The sequence below is a fragment of the Acinetobacter sp. C13 genome, assembly GCF_016809775.1.
GTDB classification, from domain to species: Bacteria; Pseudomonadota; Gammaproteobacteria; order Pseudomonadales; family Moraxellaceae; genus Acinetobacter; species Acinetobacter pittii.
Window position 1 is genome coordinate 141,447 of record NZ_JAFBJL010000004.1, and the last position, 13,233, is coordinate 154,679.

At 38.8% G+C, this 13,233-nt stretch carries 10 protein-coding genes; 4 read left to right on the plus strand and 6 right to left on the minus strand.

The genetic code is table 11. From position 1 onward, the window contains the following. Positions 1 to 251 precede the first annotated feature (251 nt). Positions 252 to 1,157, minus strand: coding sequence for a DNA-binding transcriptional regulator HcaR (gene hcaR / locus JGE69_RS12880; RefSeq protein ID WP_199113710.1), 906 nt, complete (start codon positions 1,155 to 1,157; stop codon positions 252 to 254). 653 nt (positions 1,158 to 1,810) lie between these two features. On the opposite strand from hcaR, the gene JGE69_RS12885 reads away from it, so the two are divergent. Next, the gene (locus JGE69_RS12885; RefSeq protein WP_005066015.1) at positions 1,811 to 2,863 is read left to right on the plus strand and encodes an MBL fold metallo-hydrolase; all 1,053 of its coding nucleotides are present in this window, start codon (positions 1,811 to 1,813) and stop codon (positions 2,861 to 2,863) included. Positions 2,864 to 2,928: 65 nt separating this feature from the next. Here the strand turns inward: JGE69_RS12885 and katG are convergent, their stop codons facing one another. From katG to JGE69_RS12900, 3 genes are all read right to left on the minus strand, one after another. Further along, positions 2,929 to 5,085 carry a catalase/peroxidase HPI gene (gene katG, locus JGE69_RS12890; RefSeq protein WP_199113708.1) on the minus strand — a complete coding sequence of 719 codons (2,157 nt, stop codon included), beginning with the start codon at positions 5,083 to 5,085 and terminating at the stop codon, positions 2,929 to 2,931. 523 nt (positions 5,086 to 5,608) lie between these two features. After that, a complete protein-coding gene (gene ptsP / locus JGE69_RS12895) occupies positions 5,609 to 7,903 on the minus strand; it encodes a phosphoenolpyruvate--protein phosphotransferase (RefSeq protein WP_046811459.1) in 2,295 nt (764 codons plus the stop codon). A gap of 85 nt (positions 7,904 to 7,988) precedes the next feature. Further along, positions 7,989 to 8,474, minus strand: coding sequence for an RNA pyrophosphohydrolase (locus tag JGE69_RS12900; RefSeq protein WP_000567255.1), 486 nt, complete (start codon positions 8,472 to 8,474; stop codon positions 7,989 to 7,991). Positions 8,475 to 8,656: 182 nt separating this feature from the next. On the opposite strand from JGE69_RS12900, the gene JGE69_RS12905 reads away from it, so the two are divergent. The 3 genes from JGE69_RS12905 to JGE69_RS12915 all read left to right on the plus strand — a co-directional run bounded on the left by JGE69_RS12905 (position 8,657) and on the right by JGE69_RS12915 (position 11,737). Further along, positions 8,657 to 9,307 (plus strand): HAD family hydrolase, encoded by a 651-nt coding sequence (locus JGE69_RS12905; protein WP_017385686.1) that lies wholly within the window; start codon positions 8,657 to 8,659, stop codon positions 9,305 to 9,307. Between the two features lie 189 nt (positions 9,308 to 9,496). Then, positions 9,497 to 10,936 (plus strand): DUF2252 domain-containing protein, encoded by a 1,440-nt coding sequence (locus JGE69_RS12910; RefSeq protein ID WP_151283471.1) that lies wholly within the window; start codon positions 9,497 to 9,499, stop codon positions 10,934 to 10,936. Positions 10,937 to 10,990: 54 nt separating this feature from the next. Continuing rightward, positions 10,991 to 11,737 carry a sporulation protein gene (locus JGE69_RS12915; protein ID WP_017385688.1) on the plus strand — a complete coding sequence of 249 codons (747 nt, stop codon included), beginning with the start codon at positions 10,991 to 10,993 and terminating at the stop codon, positions 11,735 to 11,737. Positions 11,738 to 11,771: 34 nt separating this feature from the next. On the opposite strand, the gene JGE69_RS12920 is transcribed toward JGE69_RS12915, so the two are convergent. Both JGE69_RS12920 and JGE69_RS12925 read right to left on the minus strand, forming a co-directional pair. Next, positions 11,772 to 12,635 carry a LysR family transcriptional regulator gene (locus tag JGE69_RS12920; RefSeq protein WP_005066023.1) on the minus strand — a complete coding sequence of 288 codons (864 nt, stop codon included), beginning with the start codon at positions 12,633 to 12,635 and terminating at the stop codon, positions 11,772 to 11,774. A gap of 115 nt (positions 12,636 to 12,750) precedes the next feature. Next, positions 12,751 to 13,005: a DUF2061 domain-containing protein gene (locus JGE69_RS12925; protein ID WP_005804193.1), complete on the minus strand. Its 255-nt coding sequence runs from the start codon at positions 13,003 to 13,005 to the stop codon at positions 12,751 to 12,753. Between the last annotated feature and the right edge of the window lie 228 nt (positions 13,006 to 13,233).

The window sequence follows — 13,233 nt, forward strand, 5'->3', positions numbered from 1 at the left end:
TATTACACGGTAAATATATTATTTTTTATTAAATGGTGAAAATAATATATGGTTTTATATAGATTTTATTTCAATTCTTTTCATTTATATTCATGAGATATTTAATTTTACCTATTAGGTAAAATAGGACATTACCGTGGATTAAACTGTTTATAAAAAGTATAAAATAAATAAAAGGAATATTTATTTATACTTTTTTATAAAGATGATCTTATTAATCATGCGCTTAATAATAAAATTATTCGTAATAATTAAGCGTGGTTTAAGTTTTTATCTAAATGAAATACTTTAGTGAGCTGGTCAATGAATTTTTGAACGCCTAAAGACTGTGAGTTTTTACGGTAATTTACGAATAAATCAAGTGTTGGTAAGTCGACATCAAGTGGACGAACTATCGTGTTTTTGATGCCTAAAGGCGCAACGTAGGCAGGTAAAATTGTACAGCCTAATCCAGAACCAAGAGAGTTAATATTGAACAATATGCTGTCTGCTTTTTGAACAATATTCAGTTCGATGTTATGAGTTTTAGCGAAATCTAAAATGGTGTTATGTAAGGTTTGTGATTGTTCGGCTGCTGGGATAATAAAGTCAATACCTTGTAAAGCATGGACTGGGATTCGATCATATTGAGTAAGTGGATGATTTTTAGGAAGTAAGAAAATCAGGGGTTCAGTTAAAACAAATTGGCTTTGTATTTCATCACTATCTGTATTTTCACGAGTAAACGTAATGTCCAGCTCTCCTTTTTTTAAGGCTTTAAGCTGTTCAGTATTGTTTAAATTAGATAATTCAATGGTGAGGTCTGGGTGTTGTAGTCGCAGATTAGGAAGTACATAAGGGAAAATTTTCATTTCTGCGATGGGAACGAAACCGATACGTAACAATTGCTGTTTAGCCTTAGAAACTTGTCGTGCCATAGCGACCGCTTTTTCAGCCTGAGCGAGAGTGAGTCGAGCATGTTCTAAAAATACTTCGCCTTCTTCTGTTAACTCAACTTTGCGTTTTGTGCGGTTTAAAAGTCGTACACCAACGTCTTCTTCTAAATCTTTAATTTGTTGGCTAAGAGAGGGCTGTGCGGTAAAAAGTTTAAGAGCGGCTTTACTAAAATTTAATTCTTCAGCAACGGTAATGAAATATCGGAGATGGCGTAGTTCCATAAGACTAATCCAAAAAATGTCTTACTATGATTTAAGTGAAGTATAAAGCATAAATAGATATAGCGTGAAGGTGATTTAGGTATTTATAAAATAAATGGAATTTTAATTTTCATTAAAGATTTAATATGGGAATATAAGCTCAAATAATTCATAAAATATATTAATAATTAAATAATAAATACATTATTTATAATTAATCAAAGAATTTTCTAAAGGATTTAAATATTCATTTAAGAAATTCTCATATTATGCAAAAACTAGAATAATAAAATAAATTTATAACCTAGAGGTCACTAAAATCTACCCAAATGTAATTGTTACTAAATATATTGTTTTCATTGCACAGAAGAATCTTAAGTTAAAAATTACGGGCGACAAAGATGAAATAGACAGGTTCTATGGCGGCTTTCGGTATCTTCTAATTGTTATGTTATACAAGAAGTCTTAGTAAGAATGGTAATTACTGACGCATAAACTCAACACATCTAAGTGTTTTTTATGGCACTCTAATTTAACTTAGGTTGGCTATGACCACGATAAAATGGATATTTATATGATAAATAAGTGTAAGTGCCATAGCTTAATTTGTTTTAATCGTTAAGATAGAAACCTGATCACATCCATTCTGCTGATGCTAAAACATAGAAAAGCCCATGAAAGACAAGCCGACATTAACATATCAATTGCCGACTCAGTCCTGTTGGACGCATACATGGATAAAACCTCCTTTTTGTCATCCCGAGTCTGGGCATGAAACGGATACACGTTTTTATAATCAACAACCTAAATCACCTGCTCGTGGCTCAAAAGAGTTATTGCGTTGGTTAGTTACGCGTGAGTCTTTTACATGGAAAGTGGATATTCAAAATGAATATGAAACCCGTGTAAATACGGCTGTAGCTTTGCCGCAAAATCGACCTCAGGCAGATCTGGATGATTGGCAAGTTTGGTTTGTTGGGCATGCAACGGTATTGGTTCAGATTGGTCCTTATAACTTTATTACCGACCCAGTGTGGTGTGATTATGCAAGTCCTTCACAAGGGCGTGGCCCACGCCGTGTATGCCCGGCAGGTTTTGCACTAGAACAATTACCGACGATTCATGGAGTTTTGCTCAGCCATAATCATTATGACCATATGGACTTGGCGACACTTGAATGGTTGCATAAAAAATTCGCAATGCCAATTTACACTGGACTCGGGAATGGTTTTTATCTACCTAAAGAGTTCCATGTCATTGAGATGGATTGGTGGCAAGAAATTCCTTATCACGAATTAAGAATAATCTATACACCTGCACAGCATGGTTCAGGTCGTGGTTTGCGCGACCAGAATAAGGCACTTTGGGGCGGCTTTTCGGTTGTGGCTAAAACAGGTCATTGTTTCTTTGCGGGTGATACCGGTTATGCGGGTCATTTTAAGCAAATACATGCTCGTTATGGCGCACCGCGAGTTGCCTTACTTCCAATAGGTGCGTATGAGCCACGTGAACTGATGAGCTATGTTCATATGAACCCGCAAGATGCGCTACATGCGCACTTTGATTTACAGGCTCATCGTTCTATTGCGATTCATTATCGAACTTTCCAGTTGACTGATGAAGACCGAGAAGACCCAGAGCATGCTCTAGCACAGGCAATTAAAGCTTCGTCAAAGCTTGCAAATCCTTTTTATTGCATTCGGGAAGGGCATAAACTGACTGTTTAAAAACGATGCTTGATATTAAAAAAGCCAGTTCAAATTGAACTGGCTTTTTACTATTTTGACTTAAATTAAGCTAAGTCAAAACGGTCAAGATTCATGACTTTAGTCCATGCAGCAACAAAGTCTTGAACAAATTTTTCTTTACCATCTGCCTGAGCATAGACTTCGGCCAACGCACGTAAGATTGAGTTTGAACCGAAAACTAAATCATTACGTGTTGCGGTAAATTTTACTGTGCCGGTTTTACGGTCTTTGCCTTCAAAGACTTCGCTTGTTGAGTCAACAGGTGCCCATACAGTAGACATGTCGAGTAAATTCGTAAAGAAGTCAGTGCTGAGTACACCAACTTGCTGAGTGAATACGCCGTGTTGTGAGCCATCCCAGTTGGTGCCCAGTACACGTAAGCCACCAATCAATGCAGTTAACTCTGGTGCAGTCAAAGTCAGTTGTTGTGCTTTATCAATTAATAATGCTTCAGTTGTTGCGCTGACACCCTCTTTTTTCCAGTTTCTAAAACCATCGGCAAGGCCAAGGAGTAATTGGAAAGATTCGACATCAGTTTGACTTTGTAATGCATCAACACGACCAGGAGCAAATGGAACGCTAATATTGAAACCTGCCGCTTGAGCAGCTTGCTCTACACCAACGTTACCTGCAAGCACGATTAAATCAGCTAATGATAATTGAGTAGATGCTTTGAGTTCTTCAATTTTAGTTAAAGTCTCAACTGCTTTTTTATTTACGTCCCATTCACGTTGTGGTGATAAAGCAATACGTGCACCATTTGCACCGCCACGCTTGTCTCCACCACGGAACGTGGATGCCGAAGCCCAACCAAGGGAAACTAGCTCACCAGCAGATAGTCCTAATGCAACAATTTTTGCTTTTGCATCATCTATGCTAGCAGTAGACGGTATAGCGCTAGCAGCAGGTAATGGGTCTTGCCAAATTAAATCTTCAGCCGGAACCTCAGGACCTAAATAACGTGCTTTTGGACCCATATCACGGTGAGTTAACTTGAACCAAGCGCGAGCAAAAGCATTGGCAAAGGCTTGTGGATCGTTAAGGAAACGACGAGAGATCTTTTCAAACTCAGGATCAAAACGTAAGGTCAAATCTGTAGTAAGCATTGTTGGCTTACGTTTAACTGATGGGTCGAATGGATCTGGAATGATCGCCTCAGCATCTGCTGCCACCCATTGAATTGCCCCAGCAGGTGAACGCTCTTGTACCCATTCGTATTTGAATAGGTTTTCAAAGAAGTAGTTGCTCCATTGTGTTGGTGTTTGCGACCAAATTACTTCTAAACCTGAAGTTATTGCATCTTTACCCACACCAGTGCCAAAACTGTTTGACCAGCCAAAGCCCATTTGTTCAATTGATGCTCCCTCAGGATCAGCCTGAACATGGTCAGCAGAGGCAGCGCCGTGAGTTTTACCTAAAGTATGACCGCCTGCGATTAAGGCAACAATTTCTTCATCATCCATTGCCATATTGCCGAAAGTCGCGCGAATAAATGGTGCAGCTGATTTAGGGTCACCGCTGGCTTGTGGGCCTTCAGGGTTTACATAAATTAGACCCATTTCGGTTGCAGCTAGATTGCTGCCTTCCAATGCTTCAGAGTTGCGATGAGCTAACCATTCTTTTTCATCGCCCCAGTTTACATCGTTGTCTGGTTCCCAAACATCTTCACGACCTGCACCAAAACCGAATGTGCGGAAACCTGAAGATTCAAGTGCGATGTTTCCAGCAAGAATAAATAAATCTGCCCACGATATTTTTTGACCGTATTTTTGTTTAACTGGCCATAGCAAACGGCGTGCTTTATCTAAGCTCGCATTGTCAGGCCAACTATTTAATGGTGCAAAACGTTGCTGACCGCGACCAGCACCACCACGGCCATCGCCCATACGATATGTACCAGCAGCATGCCATGCTAAACGAATAAATAAGCCTGTATAATTTCCCCAATCGGCTGGCCACCAATCTTGAGAATCGGTTAATACATTTTTGATATCAGCTTTGAGGGTGTAGTAGTCGAGTTTTTTAAATTCTTGACGGTAATTAAATTCTTTACCGAGTGGGTTAGAGCGTTCTGAATGTTGGTTGAGTAGGTCGACGCGTAGTTGTTTTGGCCACCAGTGTAAACTAGGCGTGCCACCACCGACCGTTACTTCTGGTTTTGATTTATGGCCTGAAAAAGGGCATTTTGATTCGTCTGACATGGTTATATTCTCTCTGGGTAATAATTATTGAGCTCTTCGTAAAAATGTTAGGGCTCATTTTCCTGGACTTCTGGTTTAAAAACTCATGTTTACTAAATAAATGAGAGAACAAATGGTGAGAGAGACCGTTTAAAAGTCTTTTCACTGAGATGTCGGCCCATTATTTTTTATTTAATAATGCATCAGATTCCTTTACTTGTTATTCCTCCAATTTACTGCATGAAGGTTAAAAAACAAGAGGAAAAATAAGATGAAACTTGTAAATAACGATGCATAGAATTACCTCTTCAATTGTTGGAACAACGTAAGATCTTTTAATAACGCTCTGTAAATATACTAGGAGTAGGAGTCTTATTTTTCAAATGGATTAAACTGTCAATATTGATTTAAAAAACCGATTGTATGTTTATTTAAAAGATTAAAATGGGGGAGCAATGGTGAGATGAAATTTTTATATTTAATTGTAGTAGAAGCGAGCTCAAAGGAATAAAGGAGAGCATTGCTCTCCTTTATTGTTTATATATTAAACATTTACGATTCGATTCGATTTAACCATATCAGCTAAACCATGAGTTTTAAAATAGTACTCAAGCCAACTTTTCACGATGAGTGGATTATTCATTTTCATGACATCATCCAGCAATTTTTGTGCATCTGTCATAGGGACATGACAAATTGCTTTTCGTACGCGCAAAATGTTACTCGAGCTCATCGAAAGGGTATTAAAGCCCATTGCCATGAGCAGAATTGCTGATAATGGATCACCTGCCATTTCACCACAAATACTGATAGGTTTTTTGTATTCATGACATTCTTTAACTAAGCGGGTTAGCGCACGTAGAATGGACGGGTGAAAGTGTGAGTAAACGTTTGCCACATGTGGATTATTACGGTCAACTGCAAGTAAATACTGTGTTAAGTCATTTGAACCGACCGAGAAGAAATCGACGAGTTCAGCAAACTCATCAATTTGTAGGAGGACGCTCGGTACCTCAACCATAATCCCAATTTTTGGTTTGGTAATTTTAACTTGCTCTTCTTCTTGCACTGCAATCCAGTCACGCTCAAGTAAATAAAGTACTTCTTCGACTTCACTGACTGTAGTGACCATTGGCAATAAAATATGCAAATTATTTAAACCAATACTGGCTTTGAGCATGGCGCGAATTTGCGAAGAAAAAATCTCGGGATGATCAAGCGTGAAACGAATACCACGCCAGCCTAATGCCGAGTTTTCTTCTTCAATACTGAAATACGGCAAATCTTTATCGGCACCAATATCCAGAGTTCGCATCACCACAGGTTTATTGGCGAAATGGCTCAACTGTTGACGGTAGATTGCGCGTTGTTCTTCTTCACCTGGGAAACGTTCCCTTAACATGAATGGAATTTCACTTCGGTATAGACCAACACCTTGAGCACCACGTTGTACACCACGTACGACGTCAATCATGAGACCCGTGTTCACATAGAGCTGAACAGACACACCATCTGGAGTAATCGCTTCTTTGGTCTCGTATTGTTTGAGATCTTTTGCGATTTGTTCATCTTCTTTCTGAATTTCTTTATAGCGTTGGCGTAAACGACGTGGCGGATTAACAAAAACACGGCCCTGATAGGCGTCCACAATCATTTCTGCATCATCAAGTGTGTTCACTGGCAGTTCAGTTACACCAACTACGGTTGGAATACCTAATGCACGAGCCACAATCACCATATGAGAGTTGGCTGCACCTTCGGATGTCACAATCGCTGCAATATTGTCTACTGGTAACTCTACAAGTGCCGCAGTACTAATCTCTTCACCAATTAAAATACTGTCTGGACTCAGTTCACGATGGCTAGAATCTTCTTCTTGCAAAGAGGCTAAAATACGTCGCCCTAAATCTTTAAGGTCGGAAACTCGTTCACGAAGATAATCATCTTCCATCTGTGCAAATAGGGCAGTATGTTTTTCAATTACACGACGTACTGCACCTTGTGCCCAATGTCCATCACGAATGAGTTCTTTAATTTCTGCTGGCAATGCATTTTCATCTAGCATTCTTAAGAAAACACTAAATAAAGCGCGCTCTTCGGCCATGAGTGAATCATGCATTTTTTCATCCAGAGAGCGAATCTCTGAACGTACTGATGAAATGGCTTGATCTAAAATTCGAAGTTCATCGCTAATATCTTCTGCTTCACGATCAGGCACAGAACCCAAATCGGCAGGCGGATATAAAATAATAGCGCGACCTAAAGCAACGCCACCTGCACCTGAAGCACCCTGGAAGGTTTTATAGGCAGGTCCATTACTCGGCTTACGAAATACGTCAATATTACCTACTGCATGAGCATGAGCAATAACGCCAGAAAGCTGAGCACATAGCGTAACTAAAAAGGACTCGGCAGCTTCACTAAAATCTTGAGGAAGTTTGTTTTGGACAACTAAAACACCCATAACCTTACGACGATACATGACTGGTACGCCGAGGAAAGAGTTATAAATTTCTTCGCCTGTTTCAGGTAAATACAAGAACCGCTCATGTTTTGGCGCATTGTCAAGGTTAACGATTTCTTCGCGTTGCCCGACCAGACCAACCAAGCCTTCACCGAGTTGCAAAGAAACATGGCCTACAGATTCTGGATTTAAGCCTTTAGAGGCCATTAAGACATAGCGCTGATTGCGTTCGTCGAGTAAATAAATAGAGCAAACATCCACTTTCATGGCCTCAGCAACCTGATTAACCATGATGTCTAATGATTCATGCAAACTGACGGACGCATTAACCTCTTGGACAATGCGCCGTAGAGTGTCGAGTTGCATGTTTGACATGGATGTATACTCCAGTATTTTTTTAGACTATGAATGTATTTATAACAGCACTTTTAATAAAAATCATTTGCTAGATAAATGATTTTTAGGGTAATTGTTGCATCGGCAACTGTGTACACAACTCCACCATGGCTTTACGATAAACATCACGCTTGAAGTTCACCACTTGTCCAAGAGGATACCAATAGCTAACCCACTGCCATTCATCGAATTCGGGCGGGTCGGAGAGGTTTAACTGAATATTTTTTGCAGGCGCAGTTAACTTCAGTAAAAACCATTTTTGTTTCTGTCCGATACATACGGGGTCAGAGTCTGACCGAATGTACCGATGTGGCAAACGATAACGCAGCCATCCTTTGGTTTGCGCAATAATCTGGACATGTTCGGGCAATAAGCCGATTTCTTCTCTCAGTTCTCGAAAAAGTGCCTGTTCAGGGGTTTCTCCAAACTGGATGCCTCCTTGTGGAAATTGCCAAGCATTGTGACCAATGCGCTTTGCCCATAAAACCTGTCCATCATCGTTTGCCAAAATGATCCCGACATTCGGTCGGAAACCTTCTGAATCGATCATTTGGCTACCTAAATATTGTCTATATCGTTGACTTTAATCGCGGGGACAAACACTTTTTTATGTCCAGCTCGAAAAGATCAAAGTAAAATGTTTAAATTGCTACGATCTTAACGAATTTCTATCGACTAGCGGAGATAGATTTACATTTTTTTTCTTAAATTTCAGTTTAAACGAGAATTTTCATGAAACTGGCGTTGTTTGATTTAGACCATACCTTGTTAAATACCGATTCAGACCATTCTTGGGGTGAATTTTTAGTCAATGAAGGTTTGGTTGATCCGGTTCATCATCGTCAGATGAATGATAAATTTTATGAAGATTACAAAGCAGGGCAACTTGACCCATATGCTTATAATGAATTTGTTTTCGGATTTTTAACGCAGCATGACAATAACTACTTAACTGAGCTTCACCAATTGTTCATGCAAAAAGTCATTCGTCCGCAAATGCGTCCAAAAGGTTTTGATGCAATCAAAAAACATCAAGATTTAGGCCATACTATTGTGGGTATTACGGCAACAAGTGATTTTATTACTGCGCCGATTTTCCGTGAATTTGGGATTACTGAAATTTTAGCCACCAATGCTGAAGTGGCTGACGGAAAATATACAGGTAAAGTTGCTGGTTTAGCGTGTTATCAAAAAGGCAAACTTGCACGTCTAGATGCATGGTTGGAAGGCCGTAACGTGTCTGAGTCTTGGGCGTATTCCGATTCAATTAATGACCGTTTTTTACTTGAATATGCAACGCATGCAATTGCAGTAAACCCTGATGATCGTCTTGAAAAACTGGCCCAAGAACACAATTGGGACATTCAGGACTGGTCGATTTAAAATTGTGGAGTTGGAAGAACAATTTGAAAAGTTTTGAGGTCTTCCAACTCTTAACTATATTTAAAATCATTTTTTAATATTTCTTATAAATCTTAGCTAAAAAAAGATATTGCTATGATTAATAAAATAAATTTTATCTTGGTAAAGATTTCAGAATATAAAAAATTTTAATTTAAAAATGAGGGAATAATGTCAAAAACAACACCAATTAAATTACCAAAACAACTTTGGAATGATGAAAGTATTGATTTAACACGTCATAGCTATCAGGGGAAACTACTAAATAAAAGCGAAGGCTTCAAATTAGGTAAGGCTCAACGTAAAAAAGTTCCACGTGAACACCTATCAAAGCTTTCTGAACGACCAAAAGGTACAACTGCTTTAACGATCTATGATTGGAGTAACCAAGGTCGTTTAGAAAAACTCAAACCGATTCGTGCAAAACGGATGAGTGTTTCTCCATTTACATTTTATCGTGGCATGCCTTCTTTGATGCTATTTGATCAAGCGTGGGAGCCGGTAAACTCAGGCTTATTTCAACAGATTTGTGGGGATTGTCATTTAAGTAATTTTGGCGGTTTTGCAAGTCCCGAACGTAACCTATTATTTGGAATTAATGATTTTGATGAAACTTTAGTTGCCCCATTTGAATGGGATGTAAAGCGCTTAGCAACCAGTTTTGTAATCGCGGCACGTGATATTCATCTTGCAGAGAAAGTCGGGTTAAAAGCAATTAAAATAATGCTGAATAGTTATCGTCAGCACTTATTAGAAATTACAGAACTTTCACCACTCCAAGTTTGGTATGAAAAAGTTGATGCCAGTACGTTATTAGAAAATACTGAGTGTCGAAAACTAAGAAAGAAACGCGAGAAGCATCTTGATTCAGCACAGAAAAGAACGGCGTACTCTGTTTTGCCGAAGCTTACGCAGCAAGATCAAGATACAGGATTTCGTCATTTTGTGGATGATGCGCCGTTATTATGGCATCCAAGTGCAAATGAGCCATTTGGTAAAGATGTTGATGTATTCTTTCAACAATACCGTAATTCTTTGAAATACGATCGCCAAGTGCTTTTTGATCGTTATCAACGTACAGATATAGCTTTGAAAGTGGTGGGTGTCGGAAGTGTTGGTACACGATCAGCGATTGCATTATTTCAGGATGCAGATCGGGAACCGTTAATTTTACAAATGAAAGAAGCGAATCCATCAATTCTCAGCCCGTTATTTGTAGACAAGGTAAATCACGAAGGTGAGCGCGTAGTGCATGGTCAGCAGCTCATGCAGGCCGCAAGTGATATATTTCTTGGATTCTCTTCTATATCGACTCAACATTTTCATGTACGTCAGTTACGTGATATGAAAATCTCGGTTGATCTTAGTGACATGGATGATGAGTATTTCTATGAGTATGCCGAAAGTTGTGGTTTAGCCTTAGCTCATGCCCATGCTAAATCTGGAAATGCAGATGTACTTATGGGATATCTTGGCGAAGGTAATACGATAGTAGAAGTATTACAAACGTATGCAGAAGAATATGCAGGACGTAATCTAAATGACTATCAGCAATTTATGAATGAAGTTGCAGATGGTAAGATTCAGCTCGCTGGAGATGATGCACTTTAATAATAAGTATGCTGCTACAGATGACAGGAAATAATTCGAAAGGTTAGAGAAAAAATGTTTAGTAAAATTATGTCTGGTTTGGGTCTTCAAGGTGTGACGGTAGAAACTGTTTTGCAGAACCCGAGCTTGCAAGCTGGTAGCACATTGCATGGAGAAATTAGCTTTAAAGGCGGATCATCTGATAAAGAGATTAATGGTCTTTATTTGCAATTGGTAACGATGGCAGAAGTCGAATCTGGTGATCATGAGTTTAACCAACCTTTAGTTTTACAAGAGTGGTTAGTGAACTCTCGATTCCTCTTGCCGGCACATCAAGCACATTCTTTCCCTTTTAGTATTCAACTACCATTTGAGACACCAATTACTGAGGTTGCTTGTCGAAGAAATGGTGCACGTGTTTGGATTCAAACCCATATGGATGTTGATTGGGGATTAGATGCAACTGATCGTGATTATCTAAAGGTTCTGCCAACTCCAGCCATGCAAATATTTCTACAGGCTATGCAGCGATGTGGCTTTGTTTTATCGACAGTAGATGTAGAAAAAGGGCAGCTTACTGCGCGAAATTTTAGATCAACGATTGGTTGTTACCAAGAGCTTGAATTTGTCTCTTCACATATGTTTAGCGGATTTAATGAGGTTGAAGTTTCTTTCGTTGCTGAACCTAACCAAACTCACGTTATGCTTGAAGTAGACCGCCATTTTCGATCAGATCAGCTATTAACGATGACGATTCCACATCATATGCTTGATGAAAACCAAATGGTGCAACAAATTCGAAGCCTCTTAAAGCTTGGATAAATTAAATTAGAGTAGATGCTTAGATGAGAGTCTTTTATGCATCCTGCATCATTTTAATTAACTCCTGCATGGCTCTAGATTGAGTACGTGCAGGATGCCATACCATACCTAATTGACGATTCATCTCAACATTTAAATCAAGCTGCTGCATATCCTGATTCAATAGAGTTTTTGGTAAAACTGACCAACCTAAACCAATTGACACCAACATACGAATAGACTCAAGAGGGTTATTGCTCATGGTGATTTTTGGTTTAAGTCCTTGTTTTTCAAACTCAGCTAAAGTGATTTGAGCAGTATAAGTTTGTGCAGCAGGTAATAAGCTTGGATATTCAATTAAATCTTGTAAGGTGAGATTCTTTTTTTGTGCCAACGGATGAAAAGGGGCTGCAACGAAAACTAAAGGATCATTCCAAATTGTAATGTAGTTAAGACGCTCATCTCCTGAAGGAGGAAGTGTTAAAAATGCTAGTTCTAAATCACCAGCCAATACTTGTTCATGGGCTTGCTCTGAGTCAACAAAATGCACATCTAGAGTGACTTGAGGAAATTGCTGAACAAAATGTTTAAGCGGTGCAGGTAAGTGATGTAAACCAATATGGTGACTCGTACCGACTTTCAAGCGGCCTTGTACCTGAGTTTGTTCATGGCTAAGCGTATGGTGAATATCACCCAGCTCATTTAACCAGTTTTTAACTTTAGGTAGTAATGAATGTGCAGCATGAGTTGCCTGAACACCACGCCCTGCAGATTCAAATAGTTTTACGCCAAAATATTCTTCTAAGCTATGAATTCGTTTGGTAACAGCAGGTTGAGTAATAAATAACTGATCTGCTGCCACAGAGATAGACCCTGTTTCCATAACTTTTACAAAAGCTTCAAAGGCTGCAAGATTCATAATACAACTCAACTTGGAATAGAAAAATCGAGGGGCTAAAGTTGCCGAGCCAAAATCGTATCATGCTTGCAGCAAAACGAGTGAGAAAGTTATGAATTACCGCACTAATCTTAGCCTAAGCTGTTGTTTCTTTTTCAGCTAAGGCTGATATGCGGCGATCTTTAGCAGCCCAAACTTTTTCATGGAAGAAAAAAGCAAAAGCTTGTACGGTTGGTTCAAGCATACTTAATGTTAAAGCCATCCAGATATTACCTGTTACAAAGTATGCGACTAGCATTGCGACAGTAATATGCATAATGTAATAGCTTAAGGTTTTCTTTAAGGTACGTTGATTATTTATAACGAATTTTTGGATATTAGCCATGATCATTCTCTTTAGCCACTTTAGATATTTTTAGTATAGGCATTAGAGTATAAGATTAAAAATTGATTATGCAAATGATAATCATTAACAAAAACGATTTATTAAATTTGATGCGCCTTATGGAAGTTATAATTTATTCCAAAAAGTTTTCTAATTTATAAAAATGATAAATTAGATTTATGTGAAACTCTGGCTATAATCGAATAAAGATCAGAATTACCCAGTCCAATGGAG